This window comes from Verrucomicrobiota bacterium, from assembly GCA_019247695.1.
Lineage (GTDB): Bacteria > Verrucomicrobiota > Verrucomicrobiia > Chthoniobacterales > JAFAMB01 > JAFBAP01.
In genome coordinates this window covers 1-16695 of the sequence record JAFBAP010000100.1, presented here as the reverse complement: position 1 = coordinate 16695, position 16695 = coordinate 1, and the positions used below count along the sequence as shown (strand labels likewise).

The 16695-nt window shown below is 60.7% G+C and carries 15 protein-coding genes; 3 read left to right on the top strand and 12 right to left on the bottom strand.

What is annotated here, in order from left to right; genetic code table 11:
- Positions 1–323: 323 nt before the first annotated feature.
- From JO015_11020 to JO015_11010, 3 genes are all read right to left on the bottom strand, one after another.
- A complete protein-coding gene (locus JO015_11020; protein ID MBV9999629.1) occupies positions 324–1076 on the bottom strand; it encodes a GNAT family N-acetyltransferase in 753 nt (250 codons plus the stop codon).
- Entirely contained in the window at positions 1073–2173 is a 1101-nt protein-coding gene (gene ald / locus JO015_11015) for an alanine dehydrogenase (protein MBV9999628.1), read from the bottom strand. Before ald ends, JO015_11020 begins: the two co-directional genes overlap by 4 nt.
- 99 nt (positions 2174–2272) lie before the next feature.
- Positions 2273–2830 (bottom strand): YqgE/AlgH family protein, encoded by a 558-nt coding sequence (locus JO015_11010; GenBank protein ID MBV9999627.1) that lies wholly within the window; start codon positions 2828–2830, stop codon positions 2273–2275.
- 71 nt (positions 2831–2901) lie between these two features.
- On the opposite strand from JO015_11010, the gene JO015_11005 reads away from it, so the two are divergent.
- Genes JO015_11005 through JO015_10995 form a run of 3 tightly spaced genes read left to right on the top strand, consistent with a single transcriptional unit; the run spans position 2902 to position 5661 of the window.
- Positions 2902–3699, top strand: a complete 798-nt coding sequence (locus JO015_11005; GenBank protein MBV9999626.1) for a thiazole synthase — start codon at positions 2902–2904, stop codon at positions 3697–3699.
- Positions 3696–4487, top strand: a complete 792-nt coding sequence (locus JO015_11000; protein MBV9999625.1) for an ABC transporter ATP-binding protein — start codon at positions 3696–3698, stop codon at positions 4485–4487. The genes JO015_11005 and JO015_11000 overlap by 4 nt, the downstream gene beginning before the upstream one ends.
- A 31-nt stretch (positions 4488–4518) precedes the next feature.
- Positions 4519–5661, top strand: coding sequence for a rod shape-determining protein RodA (locus JO015_10995; GenBank protein ID MBV9999624.1), 1143 nt, complete (start codon positions 4519–4521; stop codon positions 5659–5661).
- Positions 5662–6032: 371 nt separating this feature from the next.
- Here JO015_10995 and JO015_10990 read toward each other — a convergent pair whose 3' ends face one another.
- The 9 genes from JO015_10990 to JO015_10950 form a co-directional block, all read right to left on the bottom strand.
- Positions 6033–6845: an ABC-2 family transporter protein gene (locus JO015_10990; GenBank protein MBV9999623.1), complete on the bottom strand. Its 813-nt coding sequence runs from the start codon at positions 6843–6845 to the stop codon at positions 6033–6035.
- A 12-nt stretch (positions 6846–6857) separates the two neighbouring features.
- Positions 6858–7847, bottom strand: coding sequence for a peptidyl-prolyl cis-trans isomerase (locus JO015_10985; GenBank protein ID MBV9999622.1), 990 nt, complete (start codon positions 7845–7847; stop codon positions 6858–6860).
- A gap of 1 nt (position 7848) precedes the next feature.
- Entirely contained in the window at positions 7849–11022 is a 3174-nt protein-coding gene (gene mfd, locus JO015_10980) for a transcription-repair coupling factor (protein MBV9999621.1), read from the bottom strand.
- An 82-nt stretch (positions 11023–11104) separates the two neighbouring features.
- A complete protein-coding gene (locus JO015_10975) occupies positions 11105–12547 on the bottom strand; it encodes a sigma-54-dependent Fis family transcriptional regulator (GenBank protein MBV9999620.1) in 1443 nt (480 codons plus the stop codon).
- Positions 12548–12857: 310 nt separating this feature from the next.
- Positions 12858–13604 carry an isoprenyl transferase gene (locus JO015_10970; GenBank protein ID MBV9999619.1) on the bottom strand — a complete coding sequence of 249 codons (747 nt, stop codon included), beginning with the start codon at positions 13602–13604 and terminating at the stop codon, positions 12858–12860.
- A gap of 51 nt (positions 13605–13655) precedes the next feature.
- A complete protein-coding gene (locus tag JO015_10965) occupies positions 13656–14927 on the bottom strand; it encodes an adenylosuccinate synthase (GenBank protein MBV9999618.1) in 1272 nt (423 codons plus the stop codon).
- A gap of 115 nt (positions 14928–15042) precedes the next feature.
- Positions 15043–15993 carry an endonuclease/exonuclease/phosphatase family protein gene (locus JO015_10960; protein MBV9999617.1) on the bottom strand — a complete coding sequence of 317 codons (951 nt, stop codon included), beginning with the start codon at positions 15991–15993 and terminating at the stop codon, positions 15043–15045.
- Between the two features lie 208 nt (positions 15994–16201).
- The gene (locus JO015_10955; protein MBV9999616.1) at positions 16202–16462 is read right to left on the bottom strand and encodes a hypothetical protein; all 261 of its coding nucleotides are present in this window, start codon (positions 16460–16462) and stop codon (positions 16202–16204) included.
- A 51-nt stretch (positions 16463–16513) separates the two neighbouring features.
- Positions 16514–16695: hypothetical protein (locus tag JO015_10950; GenBank protein MBV9999615.1), on the bottom strand; the 182-nt coding region annotated here is incomplete at its 5' end.

Below are 16695 nucleotides of genomic sequence, written 5' to 3'. Positions count from 1 at the left end.
GGAGTTCGGAGCGGCAGAGAATGCCACGAATGGAGAAGTGGCGGGTAACGGGTAACGGGTAACGGGTAACGGGTAACGGGCAACGGGTAACGAGTGTCGGGTGTCGGGTGTCGGGTGTCGGGTGTCGGGTGTCGGGTGCGAGCGTGGGGAGGCTTCGCGAATGTCAATCCCAAAGTTTCTCTTCCCGCCGTGGTCGCCGTGGCTCGCCGTGTGAACTCTTACGTTGTGCCCGCCAAACCCGCTGCGGCCGCCGTGTGACCGTGTGAACTCTTACGTTGTGCCCGCTCTCTTCCACCGTGGCCGCCGTGTGCCGTTAATCTGTGTCAATCTGTGTAATCTGTGGATGTTTTCTCTTTTCTGCGTTGTTCTGCGTGTTCTGCGGATGATTTAATCTTCCCGCCGTGGCTCGCCGTGTTCCGCCGTGGCGCCGTGTGATTCTCCCCTCTTCCATTTGTGGCATTTTCCGCTTGTGGCATTTGTGGCATTTGCCCCGGCACTCGACCGGTCCCCCGTTCCCATTCCGACCGCAGCAGCGCATTTACCCGCAGATCCACAAAATGATCGTGGAGCCATTCCGCTTCCCGTAACACCCCCTCCTCCTTGAACCCGAGGCGGGTACAGATTTTCTGGCTGGCGCAATTGCCGACGGCGACCCGCAACTCGATCCGGTTCAGGGCCAGATCAACGAACCCGTATTCAACCAGATGCCGGACGGCTGTGGTCATGTAGCCGTGGCCGGTTGCGTCCTGCGCCAGCCAGTAGCCGATCATCCCGAGCCGATTGGCGGGCTGCAGAACGTGGTAAGCAATGGTGCCGATCACGCGGCCGTGCAGCCGGATCGTATAATCCAGCCTCAGACCCAGCCGTCGCAGTTCAAGCCCGTTGCGGACATGCATCGATGAGTCAGCCACGCAACGAACATCGTTGACCCACGGCAGCCAGCGCTGGAGGTGAGCCCGGTTCGCTGCGGTCAGCGCAAATAACTCCTCGGCGTCGCCGTCGGCGAGCGGTACAAGCTGCAGGCCGGGGATCGCGGTGTCGAGCCTGCGCGGCACGTCGTTCGGTCGCAGCATCAAATCGGTACGGGCGTAAATGGTAACCCATGCGCGGTCGCCACCGCCTGATTGGAGAGCTTGCCATCCATGATATTGATGCCTTGGCGCAGCCCGGGCAGTTTGCGGATCGCGCCTTCCAGGCCGCTTTCCGCGATGAACTCCAGGTAACGCGCGGTCACATTGGTCAGGGCCTGGGTTGCCGTCCGTGCGTACGCCCCAGGCATGTTGGCGACACAATAGTGGATCACACCTTCCTCGACGTAAACCGGATCATGGTGCGTGGTAGCCCGGGACGTTTCGCAGCAGCCTCCCTGATCAATCGCAATGTCCACGAGCACGCTTCCCGGCTTCATCAGTCGCAACATTTTCCGCGTGATCAACTGCGGCGCGCGCGCCCCGGGAACGAGCACCGCGCCGATCAGCAGATCCGTGCGCGGCAGCATCTCCAGCAAGTGCGCCTCGTTCGAATACAACGTGTGCGCCGTATGCATCGTGATGTCGAGGAAGCGCATGCGTTCCACGTCAACTTCCAGAATCGTCACCTCTGCGCCCAGCCCCGTCGCCATCCTCGCCGCGTTCACGCCGGAGGTGCCGCCGCCGATGACCACCACGTTGCCGGGCAGCACGCCCGGAACCCCTCCCAGCAGCACGCCTTTACCTCCGTTGTGTTTGGCCAGGAAGTAACCCCCGACGATGATCGACATGCGCCCCGCAATCTCACTCATCGGCTCCAGCAAAGGCAGACGGCGATTAACCTCCACCGTCTCATAGGCCACCGCCGTCACGCCGGACCGGAGCAGGGCCTCCGTTAAAGGTTTATTGGCCGCCAGATGAAGGTAGGTAAAGAGGATCTGCCCCGGACGCAGCAACGGGTACTCCGGCGGCAGCGGCTCCTTGACCTTGACCACCAGGTCCGCCCGTTGAAAAGCTTCCTCATGGTCCGGGACCAGGGTGCCGCCGGCACGTTCATACTCCTCGTCCGGATAGCCTGAACCGATGCCCGCATTGCGTTCGACAAAAACTTCGTGCCCGAGCTTCACCAGACCGTACACAACGGACGGCAGCATCGCGACCCGATGCTCCTGCTCCTTGATCTCTTTGGGAAGACCGATCTTCATCCGGATTACAACGATAACGTTCGATGTGAGTTAACCTTGCCCGCGCGGCTGGCCGAATCGCCGTTTTCGGCCCCGAAGGGACGCGGGTTCCGGTCCGATTCAGTTGAGGGAGGGATCATCGGGTGCCTGCGCCAGCAGATGAAATGCGGGCCCGAGCCTGCTGACGGTGCGGTACCAGAGCTGCTGCCCGTCGTTTACCTCGGCAAACACCTCCTGCTGGGCCGGCAGCACGATCCAGGCATGTTGTTGCAGCTCCGATTCAAGCTGGCCCGGGCTCCAGCCGGCATAGCCCCGGTACGCCCGGATCTCACCCGATCCGGCTCGAAGCACCGCGGCGGCTTCTTCAACCCCGACGTTGGCCTGGACCACCATGCTTTCTTTCAACCAGCGGAAACAGAGGAGCGAGACGTCCTGCGAACCGACCGGGCCGCCGTGAAAAACGGCCACCCGTTCAAGCCCGTCCGCCATTTCGGACGTCGCCAGGTCGGCCAGGCAAAGATTGGTCGGGCGGTTGATGATTACTCCCAAGGCGCCGATCTCAGCCCCATGCGCTGAGATGAAAAGAATGCTGCGGCGAAAGTTCGGGTCACGTAATGCCGGGTGCGCCACCAGCAGGTTGCCGCTGAGGTTTGTAATGTCGTCTTTGGACGCGTCCACTTGCTCAAATCTAAAATCGACTACTTGCGGTGCAAGAACATCGCCGTTTATTGTGGGTTCTTGTTTCGATTATGTATTCGCCGTCGCAGGATTTAAGGATTGCTGACCGGGTGTTTCGTTCCCGGCTGCTCCTTGGCACCGGGAAATTCGCCAGTAATCACCTTATGGCAGCCGCCCTGGAAGCTAGCCGCACCGAGATCGTCACCGTTGCCCTGCGGCGGGCGGACCTCTCCGGTAAGAAAGATCCGTACGCAAATATTCTGGAGTTCATCGATCCGAAGCGTTACCTGCTGCTGGCCAACACGAGCGGAGCCATGAACGCCGAAGAAGCCGTTCGCCTGGCGCGCCTGGCGGCTTCCGCAGGGTTGCCCAAGTGGATCAAGCTTGAGATCCACCCCAACCCCCACCACCTGCTGCCGGATCCGATCGAGACATTCCGGGCCGCTGAAGTTCTTGTGGCGGAAGGTTTTACCGTCCTGCCTTACATCAACGCGGACCCCGTGCTGGCCAAGCGGCTGGAAGAAGTGGGAACGGCCACGGTGATGCCGCTGGGAGCCCCCATCGGCAGCAATCAAGGGCTCCGGACCAAGGATCAGATCCGCATCATCATCGAGCAGGCCCAGATTCCCGTCATCGTCGATGCCGGGATCGGAGCGCCCAGCCACGCCGCGGAGGCCATGGAAATGGGGGCGGACGCCGTCCTCGTCAATACCGCGATTGCCGTGGCGAATGACCCGGTGACGATGGCGACGGCTTTTCGTCAAGGGGTGGAGGCGGGTCGCCTCGCATTTGAAAGCGGGCTGCCGGCTCAGGAACTTGAGGCGGAAGCGACCAGCCCGTTGACCGCGTATTTCCGGCAGACCGCGTGAGCGTAAATTTGCTCGAGGTCGATCGGCTCAACGTCTGGTACCCGGTCCGGACCACGTTTGGCCGGCGTGCAGGCGAGTGGATCAAGGCGGCCGTCGACGTCTCCTTTTCGGTTCCGCCCCGTTCTACGGTCGGCCTCGTCGGCGAAAGCGGCAGCGGCAAAAGCACCGTGGCACGAGCCGTGTTGAACCTGGAAAAAGTGACCAGCGGCCGGATTTATTTCGACGGGGCGGACGTGACCAACATGCCGGAACCGGCCTTCCGCCCTTACCGAAAACGAGTACAAATGGTGTTTCAAGATCCGTACGGTTCCCTGGACCCGCGATGGACGGTCGAGGCGATCGTCGCGGAACCGCTGCGCATCCATTTCCCCTGCTGGGGCCGGGACGAGCGGCGTGCCCGCGTCATCCAGCTCCTGGAAAAGGTCGGGCTGGAAGCGGATCACCGGCGCCGCTTGCCGCATGAATTCAGCGGAGGCCAACGCCAGCGGATCGGCATCGCCCGAGCCCTCGCGGTAGAACCGGAACTGCTCGTTTGCGATGAACCGGTCAGCGCGCTCGACGTCAGCGTGCAGGCGCAAATCGTGAACCTGTTGCAGGACCTGCAGGAACAACTCGGACTCGCTTACCTTTTCATCGCCCATGACCTCGCCGTCGTCGAGCACCTCAGCGAACACGTCGTGGTCATGCAGCGCGGCCGCGTGGTTGAAGCGGGTCCGGTTTCGGCGGTTTACTCTTCGCCCCGGACCGAATACACTAGGAAGCTTCTGGACAGCGTACCGGCCTGGTGAACGCCGCACTAATGTTTCCCATCGCGTATCGATGAATCTCTTCCTTCGCAAGCTTATCGGGATGAACTGGCTGCTCACGGTCCTGGCGATCGCCTTGGGCATCTTTGGTATCATGGCCATTTACAGCGCCACGTACATGCGCGCGGAAGGCTACCTCGTCGAAATGTGGCGTCGCCAGGCGGTTTTCCTCGCAATCGGCATCGCCCTGTACTTCATCACCTCGCTGGTCGATTACCGGAGCTGGCTTTACAACATTATCTTTCCCCTCATCATGTACCTGGGGGGACTCGGGTTTTTGATCCTGACCCACTTCATCGGCCGTACGACTTACGGGGCAAAAAGCTGGCTGGACCTCGGCCCGATCAGCTTTCAACCCGCCCAGCTCGCCATCGTCTCGATGCTGCTGCTGCTCTCCTGGCTCATTGCCAACACTTCCGATTGGGTCGGGTTCTGGCCTACGGTGGGGCGCATCCTGAGTTGCGGCGCGATCGTTGCGCCCCCGTTTCTCTTGATCCTGATCCAGCCCGACCTGGGTGAATGCCTCGTTCAATTGCCCATGATCATGGCCCTTCTCTTTATCGGCCGGATTCCAAAGCGGTACTTGATCGTCATGATCATCGTCGCCGTTGCCCTGGTCCCGGTGGTGGCAAACTTCGGTCTGAAACCGTACCAGCGCGATCGTCTGACGACGTTTATCAACCCGGACTACGACCAGCAAGGCGCCGCCTGGACCATCAACCAGGCCCTCATCGCCATCGGCTCGGGCGGCTTTTACGGTAAAGGGTTTACGGCGCCGAACACCCAGGTGCAGATGGGCTTTCTGCCGTCCACCATCGTCCACACCGACTTTATCTTCTCGGCCATCGCCGAACAACTGGGCTTTGTGGGCGGCGTAACGCTCCTCATTGCCTTTGCGGTGCTTTTCCTGACCGGCCTTCTGATCGCCGCGTGTGCCCCTGATGAGCTCGGCCGGCTCGTTTGTGTGGGACTCGTCGCCCTCATGTTCACCCACGTCTTCATGAACATCGGGATGAACATTTCCGTGACGCCGATCACCGGCGTTCCGCTGCCTTTGATCAGCTACGGCGGCTCATTCCTGGTCCTGATCTTTTTCGGGCTCGGCATTGTGCAGAGTATCTGGATCCACCGCCGTCCCGTCGTCGTCCAGAGCTGAGCGGCCACGGCGGCTGGGGCGGGCACAACGACGGAGTTCACACGGCGAACACGGCGGGCCACGGCGAACACGGCGAACACGGCGGGAAGATCAAATCATCCGCAGAACACGCAAATGAACGCAGAGAAGGGCGTCCAGAAACACGCAGCAGGGATTCAGATGCCTTGAATCTGTGTAATCTGCGTAATCTGTGGATGGTTTATCTCTTTTCTGCGTGTTCTGCGGATGATTTGATCTTCCCGCCGTGTTCGCCGTGGTCCGCCGTGTTCGCCGTGTGAACTCCGTCGTTGTGCCCGCCCCAGCCGCCGTGGCCGCTCACCCGCTACCCGTTACCCGTTACCCGTTACCCGTTACCCGTTACCCGTTACGCGTTACCCTCCAACAGCCTGGTACTTATGCAGACCCCGGTACCAGAGCGCGTTCGCGGCCACCGCCATGATCGACGTCCAGGCCGCTTGCAACGCGAGTCCCTGGTAAATGGCCGGACCTGTTACCTTCTGCTGGAAAATCGCGATCGGGAAATACAACTCGTATGGGAACGGCGACCACGCCAGCAAGCGCTGAATCCATACCGGCAACAACCCCAACGGGAAAAGGTGCCCGCTGAGGAAGTACTCAAACGAGTAAAGGATCAGAACCAGCGTCGAGATCTCCAGCATCCAGAATGCTATCATCGCGACGCAAAACGATATCAGGAATTGAAGCAGCGCTGCCATCACCACGCTGATGCTGCTGCAAAGCCATACTTCCGGGTGGCTTGGCCACTGCAGATAACGGCGGAAGAAAAAAAAGATCCCGAACAGGACCGGGATGGTCACAATCGTGTAGAGAATCCGGTTACTGGCGAACAGGCAGAACCGGAAAACGAGGTAATTGACCGGTTTGACCAGGAAGTTGTTGATCATCCCGTCGCGGATGTCGCGTGCGACCTGCCATTCGTCATCCGTCGGCGTGATCAGGCTGTCCAGGGCGATGACCAGAAGAAAATAAAAGACGACCGAGCCATAGTCGAAGTTGTTGATGCCGGAACCCTTGGCCTCGAAAATGGCTCCCCAGACAAATACCGTTCCGACCAGCGGAAACAGGCCGAAACAGGCGCGTAAGAAAAAGTTCCAACGATAGACAAAGGTGTTCTGCAGCCCGATCTCGAACACCTTGCCGTACTTGCGCCAGAGCGTCCCCATGCGGGGGAATGCCTAAAAGATCTTGATGTAGGCCTTCTCGCGCAAACCGTCGATCCAGCGCTGGGTAGCCTGCTGCCGGCGCATCTGTTCCAACTTACGCTGGATAGTTTCCTTCACCTGAGCCAGAGGAATGAAGCTGGACGGTTTCTTGTCGTCGCAGTACAGGAGGTAATAGGAATCACCGATCTGAACGACCGGCCCTACCTGTTTCGGTGAAAGCGCAAACGCCACCTTCGTCAGGTCCTGGTTAAGCGTCTTTTCATCCACCCAACCCCAGTCGCCCCCGCTCTCAGCGGTGCCGTCCATCGAATAAGTCTTGGCCAGCGTGGCGAAATCCGCACCGTTCCGGGCCTTTTCCCGCAGATCGTCAGCCATCTGTCGCGTCGTCGTCAGCGAATTCGGGTCGAGCGGGTCGGCGTTCAAAACGATGATGCGCAGCTTAACCTGTGCCGGCGTCACAAATTCCTGTTTGTTGGCGTTGTAATACTCTTCGACCTGCTGGTCCGACGCCTGAAAATTGCCCTTCACATTATTCTGCCGCATCGCCTGCACGATGATCTTGTCGCGCTCATTGTCGCGGAACTTGTTCAACGAATAGCCCTGGGCGTTAAGCGTCCGGACAAAGGCTTGCCGGTCTCCGGAAAAATCCGTCCGGATGATGTTTTGGACGTGATCCTCGATCACATAATCCGGCAGATGAAATTCTTTTTTCTTGAACTCCTGCAGGATCAATTGCCGGTCGATCAAATCTCGCAGCGCCGCTAACCGGGCTTCTTTGATCCTGGTGATGAGCTCCGCACCGCTGTACTGCTGGCGGAACGACTGCTCTTGCGATGCGGAGACCTCCTGCACCTGAGAGAACGTGATAACGTCTTTATTAACGATCGCGGCGATGCCGTCGATCACCTCGGGATCACCTGCAACCAGGGCGGGAAGCCTGCCAAGGCAGGCAACGACAACGGCGACGCATAACAACCGGGCGGGCTTGATCATCTTGATCATCTTAGGACAGTCGGCTGACAAGGGACAACAAGTCGGGCAGATTATTTTGGTGATCCGCTGAAGTCAAGCGGGGAAACCGGTTTCCGATCAGAATGTAATCGCCGCCCCGCGTCATCATGACTTTGTTCTCCTTGACCTCGACCCGGACGATCTTCCGGTGCGCAGCCGCCAGCTTGATCTCATTCAGCAGCAGAAGGTTACGCACGGCCGGCGGGTGCGGCCCGTAACGGTCGCGCCATTCTTTCCCCAGTTGGTCCAGCTGTTCCCTGGACGTAACCTGCGCCAGTTTCTTGTACGCCTGAATCCGCATTTGCGGCTGCGAGACGTAATCGGCGGGGATAAACGCAGGCACGAGCTCCGACGGGTTCCGGAGGTACTCGGCTTCGTTCACGGCCACGAAGTCGCACCGGACCAGGGCGTCGGCGTGCGGTTGCGCCCGGCCGCGCTTGCCGCCCTTGAGCTTATCGACCGCCTGCTGCAGGAGCTGGCAGTAGAGGTCGAAACCGACGTTGACGATGTGCCCGCTTTGGGCCGTGCCCAGGATGTTGCCGGCCCCCCGGATCTCAAGGTCGCGCATGGCGATCTTGAAACCCGCCCCCAGTCCCGAATACTGTTTGATCGCATTTACCCGGCGCCGCGCGGCGCCGACGGTCATGATCTCCCGAGGCAGGAGCAAAAACGCATAAGCCTTGTGCTGGGCGCGTCCGACCCGGCCTCGCAGCTGGTAAAGGTCCGCCAGGCCGAACTGGTCAGCCCGGTCGATGATGATGGTGTTGGCGTTGGGGATGTCCAACCCGCTCTCGATGATCGTCGTCGAGACCAGCACGTCCGTTTCTCCCCGCACGAAACGCTCCATCACCTCTTCGAGATCCTGCTCCTCCATCTGCCCGTGCCCGATGTCGACCCGCGCGCCCGGACAAAGATGCTGGATGCGCTCACGCACCCGCTCCGCCGATTGCACCCGGTTATGCAAGAAAAACACCTGCCCTTTGCGATGCAATTCGCGCTGGATGGCATCGCGGATCACCCGCTCATCGTACCCGCAAACGATGGTTTCAACCGGGAGCCGGTTGGGCGGCGGCGTTTCGATGATGGACATGTCCTTCGCCCCCACCAGGGACAGGTAAAGCGTTCGCGGAATCGGCGTCGCCGACAAGGTCAGCACATCGACCAGCTTGAACCGTTCCTTGAACCGTTCTTTATGCCGGACGCCAAACCGCTGTTCCTCGTCGATCACGACCAGGCCCAGGTCTTTGAACCCCACGTCGCCCGACGTGAGCCGAAGGGTTCCGATCACGATGTCGATGTCGCCGTTTCGCACGCCCGCTAACGTCTCACGTTGCTCCCGCGTCGACAAAAACCGGCTCAGCATGCCGATCTTGATCGGGTAATCGGACATCCGTTCACGAAAAGTGTTGAAATGCTGCTGGGCCAGCACGGTGGTCGGACACAGCATCACCACCTGTTTGCCGCTCATGACGGCTTTGAACGCGGCACGAATGGCTACTTCGGTCTTGCCGAAACCGACGTCGCCGCAGATCAGCCGGTCCATCGGCTGCTCCGATTCCATGTCGTGCTTGGTTGCCTCGATCGCGCGCAACTGATCACCGGTCTCTTTGTACAGGAACGCGCTTTCGAAATCAGCCTGCCACTTGGTATCGGGCGGAAATGCGAAACCGCTGAGGGTATGGCGCTCCGCCTGGACCGACAGCAGCCGGGCCGCGTAATCGAACACCGCCGTCTCGGCCGCCTTCTTCGCTTTGGCCCATCGCTGGTCGCCCAGGCTACTGAGCGGCGGGTATTTTCTGCCGATCCCGACGTAGCGCGAGATCAGGTATGCCTGCTCGAACGGCACGTACAAACGGGCGTCATCGGCGAATTCGAGCACGACCACTTCCTGCTGCGTGCCCTGCTGGTCAAGTTCCTGTACACCCCGGTACTTGCCGATGCCGTACTCGACGTGCACCACCAGGTCGCCCGGAGCCAGTTCGCTGAAGTCGATCGGGGCCCGGCCCCCGCGGAGTCTGGCCCGGCGCAGCGCCAGACGGCGTGCGCTCGGGCTCTGATAGCGCCCGAAAATCTCGGAGTCCGAGAGCACCGCCAGGCGGCTGCCGGGAAAAGTAAATCCGTGATCGAGGTTGCCCACGACGAACCGGATCGACTCGACGTCCACCTCGTTGTCGTTTAGGACGTCGCGCAGCCGTTCGGTTTCACCCTCGTTGTGACAAATGGCCAGCACTTCCCAGCGCTCAGCCAGCCAGCGCCGCAGTTGGTTGAGCGCCGCCTCCCGCTTGTGCTCTTCCACCAGGAAATCGCCCGCCTCAAACGTCTCGAACCCCGAAGGGTAGAACGCCGTGCTGTAATCCTCGATTTCCCCGGATGCCAACGTCCCTGCCGCAACGCGGACCGCTGCCTCTTCCCAGCCGGCCTCGACATCGACGGTAAGATCGCCGGACCGAATGTAATCGCGCACGCAAACCGTCTCCGCACCATCGGGGTTGCCCGTGAGAATCTCGCAACGCTCCAGGACCTGAATCGAAGTCTGTTCGTCGAGATCGAAGGCGCGGATCGAATCGATCTCGTCCCCGAACAATTCTATCCGGACCGGCGTCGCGTGCTGGGCGGAAAAGACGTCCAGGATCCCGCCCCTCACCGCAAACTGGCCGCGGCCATTCACCTGCGGCACCTGCTCATACCCGGCTTCAATCAACTCGGCCACGAAGGCGTCCCGGTTGATGACCTGGCCCCGTTGATAAATCCTGGTTTGCCTCGTCAGCTCTTGCGGCGCGGGCACCTGGTCTCCCAGCGTTTGCAGCGTCAGAACCACCACGAAGCGCTTGCCTTCCGCCACTTTTTGCAACAGCTCCAGCCGTTCGGCCAGAATCTCCGGGTCCGGGACAGCGTCCGGCACGGCCGGGATTTCCAACTCCGGCAGGAAAAGGGGGTTGATCTGCCAGTTCAACAGCGCGTTGAAGATTTCTTCCTGCCGGCGCGGGTCCGGGCAAACCACCCACACCGCGCGCAACGGACGCTCGTGGGCTGCGCACGCAACCACAAACCCCTGGGCGGCGGAGCACACGTGTTCCAGCGTCACCGGGCCGGGCTGCCGAAGGCGCGAAGCCAGCGGCTCCCCGGATGCAATCCTTTGCACCGTCTGTAAAAGCACGTTCTCCATTCGTTCAGACCGGATACGACGCCCGGCCCGGCCCCACCTCAACCCTGGCCGTCACACCGGAACGTCGTCCGCGGAGACTGGATCACTGAAAATTCAACTCTTTGGTGATGCCGTAGCGTTCTATCCGCTTGCGTAACGTTGCACGCGTCACCCCTAAAAGCTTGGCCGCTTTCACCTGGTTGCCCCGCGTGCGTTTCATCGCAAAAAGGGTAAACTCCCGTTCCAACCACGGCAGCAACTGCAGGGTGTGGTCGGAAGACGCCGCATCGAGCAGGATTTCCACCGCCGCTTCCAACGTCGGCTTGGCGTCGTGCGTTCCCCGAGGCGCAACGGCCGGCGGTTCCGCGTCAACCTTGGTGCTGGCGTCCCCGAGGGGAAGGTCTTTCGGCAAAAGCACGTCGCCCGTCGCCAGCACGCAGGCGCGTTGAATTGTATTCTCCAGCTCGCGCACGTTGCCGGGCCAGGGGTACTCCTCAAGCACCTTGACCGCCTCAGACGAAAGCGTCAGCTGCGGCAGGTGTTTATGCGTGGCGATCTTCTTCAGAAAATATTCCGCCAGGAGCCGGATGTCCTCACGCCGCTGCCTCAGGGGCGGCAGGTGGATGCGCACCACATTCAAACGGTAAAAAAGGTCCTCACGGAACTGTTTCTTGGCAACTTCCTGCTCCAGGGTCTTGTTGGTCGCCGCAATGATCCGCACATCCGTCTTGATCGTGGCGTTCCCGCCGACCCGCGAGAATTCACTCTCCTGCAGCACCCGCAGGATCTTGCTTTGCACCGTCAGGGGCATATCCCCGATTTCGTCCAGAAAAAGCGTGCCGCGATCGCTCTGTTCAAAGCGCCCGATCCTCTGGGATGAGGCCCCGGTAAACGCCCCTTTTTCATGCCCGAACAATTCGCTCTCAAGCAGGTTCTCCGGAATCGCCGCGCAATTGATCGCGATGAACGGTTGGCTGCTCCGGTTGCTGTAATGGTGGATCGCACGTGCCACCAGCTCTTTGCCCGAGCCGCTCTCACCCGTAATCATCACCGGCGCATCGCTGTGCGAGACGCGCCCGACCATCTTGAAAACCTGCTGCATCGGCGGCGACTGGCCGACCAGGCTGTCCTGGTACTGCTCGACCGTCAGCTGAGGCTTGAACGCCGTGGCCAGACGCATCTCCGCCTGCGCCGTCAACGCGGCATCCACCACCGGCTTGAGGTTGAACGGGAGCGACTCCTTGCGCAGATAATCGAATGCCCCCAGCTTCATCGACTCAATGACCGATTGGGTCGTGCCGAACGCGCTCATCAAAATCACCAGCGCATTCGAGTCCCTTTGCCGGACGCGCGCCAAAAGTTCCAGGCCGCTGAACGGCACCAGGTGCGTCTCGGAAATCAGCAGGTCCGGATTTTCGCTGATGTAGATCTTGTAACCCTCGTCGGCCGTGGTCGCGGTAAGGACTTTCGTGCTCGGCGTCTCAAGCTGGTTCTGCGCCCATTCAAGAAAATCGGTTTCAGGATCGACTATTAAAATTGTCTGCATCGCAGTTGGTCCAAGTAGGAAACGTCTCCTCCGGGAGTGTGACTACCTGCCCCGATCGGCCTGGGAAACGTGCGCCGGCCAAACCCCTTTAAGCCCCTTTTGCTGCCGGCCCGTGCCGGTCGTCCGTGAAACGGTGGATCCGCGGCTGTCTACCCTCATTAAAGAAAATAAAGAAAACAATCGTCCCACAGCATGCCGCAGATTGGCGCCGCTGCCAAGTCCCAAGCTGAACAGAAAGGGAAAAAAACGACAGCCAGATCCGATGCCTCCCTGGCTAAATCTAAACGGCACGCGCGTGCCTCCACCAAGCCTAAATACCGCCGTACCGCCGTTGGCGTTTCATGAACGCCTCCACCGCCAGCCGCATGTCCTCGCGGGTAAAGTCCGGCCAGTATTTTTGCAGGCTGATAAATTCGGTGTAACTCACCTGCCAAAGCAGGAAATCCGAGACCCGCATCTCGCCGGAGGTTCGAATGAGCAGATCAGGGTCAGGCCAGCGGGACGTGTACAGGTACCGCTGAAAAATTTCGGGGTCGAGTTGCTCTTTCTGCAGCCGCCCGTCCTCGACGTCCGCCAGCACCTGCTTGACGGCGTCGATGATCTCGCCGCGGCCGCTGTAGTTGATCGCCAGGATCGTGGTCAGGCGCGTGTTGTGCGCAGTAGTGCGAATCGCTACCCGGAGTTGTTCCTGGCAATCCTCAGGCAGTTCCCATAGCCGGCCGATCGCCTGAACGCGTACCCCGTGCCGTTGCATCTCCCGGGTGTACTCTTTCAGGAACCGTTTCAGCAGCCCCATCAAGGTGTCGACCTCCTCTTTCGGCCGCTGCCAGTTATCCATCGAGAATGCGTACAAGGTCAGGTATTCGATGCCCAGGTCGAGGCACCCTTGCATACATTCGCGGACCGCTTTCGCTCCCTCCAGGTGACCACGACTACGAGGCCAGCCCCGTTCTTTGGCCCACCGTCCGTTGCCGTCCATGATCACCGCAACGTGTTTAGGAATACTGCGCACCGATGGTTCCGCCGGAGAAAGTTTGGTTTGGGAAGTAAGGAGCATGTCTGTCTTGCCCAGCTTAGATCGGCTGGCCGGGCCGCTGGTGAAGGCGCTCTAGACCAGGATGGTCTGCGCGCGACTCGGGCCGACGCCGACCAGGAGGAGTCTGGTTCCCGAGAGTTCGGCCATTTTGTGCAGGTAAGCTTGTGCCTGGCGCGGGAGGTCATTGAAGCTGCGCGCCTCGCTCGTCGGTGCTTTCCATCCCGGCATCTCGAGGTAAACCGGCTCGCAGCGGGCCAGGTCCTGCACGCACGACGGCGGGTACTCCAACCGGCGGCCGCCGGAACGGTACCCCGTGCAGATTTTCAGGGGATCAACACCATCCAACCCGTCCAGATTCGTCACGGCCAACTCGTCGATCCCGTTAATCATCACCGCGTACCGCGTCGCCACCGCGTCAAACCAGCCGCACCTGCGCTCGCGGCCGGTCACCGACCCGAATTCGCGGCCCATCGAGTGAAGCCGGTCCGCCAACGGGTCGTGCTCGGTCGGAAAAGGGCCCTCCCCCACCCGCGTCGTGTAAGCTTTTACCGCCCCGACAACGCGGTTTATCCGGTTGGGCGGCACGCCGGCCCCGGTGCATGCACCCCCGGCCGTCGTGTTTGATGACGTCACGTACGGGTACGTCCCGTGGTCGATGTCAAGAAATGTGCCCTGCGCACCCTCAAACAAAATCTCTTTTTCGGCCGCCATCGCCCGGTGAACCGCCAGTACGGTGCTGGTAATGAAAGGCCGCAAACGTTCCCCGGCTTCCAGGTAAGATGCGATGATCTTTTTGGCACTGACGGGCCGGGCGCCGTACTCCCGCAGCTGCCGGTTCACGTCTTTGATCCGCTTTTTGACCTTGGCTTCAAACGTCTCCGGCCGGGTCAGGTCGATAAATCGGATCCCGACCCGCGCCACCTTGTCGCCGTAAGCCGGACCGATGCCGCGCTTGGTGGTGCCGATCTTGTCCTTGCCCTGGGCGGACTCGCGGCACTCATCGAGGATCTTGTGATAAGGGAAAACCACGTGGGCCGACTCGCTGATCAAGAGGTTTTTCGAGTTGATCTTCACCCCCTGATTGGTCAGTTCCGAAATTTCTTCCCAGAGCGCCAGAGGATCGATCACCACCCCGTTACCGATGATGCAGAGCTTTCCCTTCCACAGAATGCCGGACGGGATCAGGCGTAAGATGTATTTCTGAGCGCCGACCACGACGGTGTGACCGGCGTTGTTGCCCCCCTGGCTGCGCACCACGACGTCCACATTCTCCGTCAAATAGTCAATGACCTTGCCCTTCCCTTCGTCCCCCCATTGGGCACCCACAAGTACGGTGTTGGCCATAAGTGATCGCTCGGCACTGAAACCGTCCCGGGCAGCAATTTCAAAGCCTGACGGCGCCGGGACGGAACCGGAAATTAGGGCTGCCCGGAGCAAGGCGCAAGGGGAAGATGCGCCGTCACTGGTCCAGCTGCAGGCAGGCAATCAGCGGCCGGTGATCGCTTGCCCGGTTCCACTCCGGGGACCGGAAAAGGTAGCTCCGCGTCCGGTCCACCTTGGGGAAAAGCTTCCGGTTCACGAAAATATAGTCGATGCGCGCGTAAGTGTCGGTGTACCGCCGATAGTAAGTCCAACGGTCTCCGTCGGCATCAGCCAGCCAGAGGTCGGACAGGGCGGCGGGATCATCGCGGGGTCCGGCCACTTCGGCGATCGCCGGCGCATCTTTCGTGTCGTTCAGGTCCCCGTAAACGAGCAGCAGCGTGTCAGGCGCCTCGTGCAGGATCGCTTCGACGTGCTCTCGCAACTTCTGCGCCTCAGCCCGGCGAACCAGGGCTTCCCCTTCGGGAATCGGCAGTTTGGATTTCAGATGGGCGCCGACCAGGCGGATCCGGGTGGATGGGTTGACTTCGACGGTGACGTCAAGCAAACCGCGCCGCATCGCCTCCGGCCGTTCCGGCATCGGCATATCAATCGGCACGTTCCCTTGCGAATGCCGGGCCACGATCGGAAACCGGCTGAGAAACGCCAGGTGCCGGTCCGGATCGGCGCCCTGCACGTACTCTTCGTCCGCAAAACTGACGCCGGCCGCCGCCAGCCGTTCCCGGAAACTCCGGAATTGATCCGGCGGCCCCATCTCCGCCACACCAAGCAGGTCGGGGTGGATCTGCTGAATGATCCGGATCAGCGGGCCGACCTCCGCGTCCGGCTTGGCTTCGTGAACGATCTGGCCGTGCTCCTTGCGGTCCATCACCAGGTAATTTTCGAGGTTATAATGGGCGAACGTCACCGGCCGTTCCGCTTTCAGTTCACGGACGAGCGGGAAAAGGAAAATGGCCACCCAACCCAGCAGGAGCAACCAGCCGTCACGGCCCCGGGCATCGCCGCATCGATGGAAACGAACTAATTTCATAACAGAATATGAATCTGTTTTTCATTTCCATGGCAAGCTTTTCCCGTCACGCAGCGGCCACGGTCACACGACGGGCACGGCGATAGAGTTCACACGGCGCCGCGGCGGAACACGGCGACCACGGCGAGAAGAGGAAGAGTTCAAAGTTCGCGGTTTGGCGCCCGGCGTTCGGAGGGACGGCTGATTTTAGGCAAATGCCGCGCTGAAATCAGGTGCCCCTCCGGGGCAAACCCCGGCACAACCACGTCGGAAACGGCGGTTCCAATCGGCTCAAAACCGCGACTCCCCCCTGAATTTGTGACATTTTCCGCTTGTGGCATGCCGTCGATCCCCGCGGGTGCAACCGTTGAAGAAATGGACGCCGGCCGGGCGGCGTCACTTCCTGGGCCATGTCGCGCACCAGTTGGCGCAGATCCTCAACCGTCATGGCGCTCAGCCGGGCTTCCAATTCCTCGGCAAACGCTTTCACCGTGAGATTTTTTGCCCGGGACATAAGCGCCACCCTCTGGTGGTAAGAGCGTTACCAGATATCTTGCTGTGCTCTGCGGGCCGCCAGGGACGCACGCGCGGCGCCATTGTTGGGAACCCCCTGTTCCCGGCAGTACTGCTTGATTTCTTCGATATCCAGCAGGACCGGCCGGCAACGGGCACCCCGGGCTTCGAGTTCTGCGGTGACCTCTTGCAGGTTTGCGTACCATTCCT

Excerpts from the sequence above, each read along its gene's own strand:
- ald (MBV9999628.1), bottom strand. The coding sequence starts at position 2,173 with ATGAAGATCGGTCTTCCCAAAGAGATCAAGGAGCAGGAGCATCGGGTC.
- JO015_11005 (MBV9999626.1), top strand. The coding sequence starts at position 2,902 with ATGTATTCGCCGTCGCAGGATTTAAGGATTGCTGACCGGGTGTTTCGT.
- JO015_10995 (MBV9999624.1), top strand. The coding sequence starts at position 4,519 with ATGAATCTCTTCCTTCGCAAGCTTATCGGGATGAACTGGCTGCTCACG.
- JO015_10990 (MBV9999623.1), bottom strand. The coding sequence starts at position 6,845 with ATGGGGACGCTCTGGCGCAAGTACGGCAAGGTGTTCGAGATCGGGCTG.
- JO015_10985 (MBV9999622.1), bottom strand. The coding sequence starts at position 7,847 with ATGATCAAGATGATCAAGCCCGCCCGGTTGTTATGCGTCGCCGTTGTC.
- mfd (MBV9999621.1), bottom strand. The coding sequence starts at position 11,022 with ATGGAGAACGTGCTTTTACAGACGGTGCAAAGGATTGCATCCGGGGAG.
- JO015_10975 (MBV9999620.1), bottom strand. The coding sequence starts at position 12,547 with ATGCAGACAATTTTAATAGTCGATCCTGAAACCGATTTTCTTGAATGG.
- JO015_10970 (MBV9999619.1), bottom strand. The coding sequence starts at position 13,604 with ATGCTCCTTACTTCCCAAACCAAACTTTCTCCGGCGGAACCATCGGTG.
- JO015_10965 (MBV9999618.1), bottom strand. The coding sequence starts at position 14,927 with ATGGCCAACACCGTACTTGTGGGTGCCCAATGGGGGGACGAAGGGAAG.
- JO015_10960 (MBV9999617.1), bottom strand. The coding sequence starts at position 15,993 with ATGAAATTAGTTCGTTTCCATCGATGCGGCGATGCCCGGGGCCGTGAC.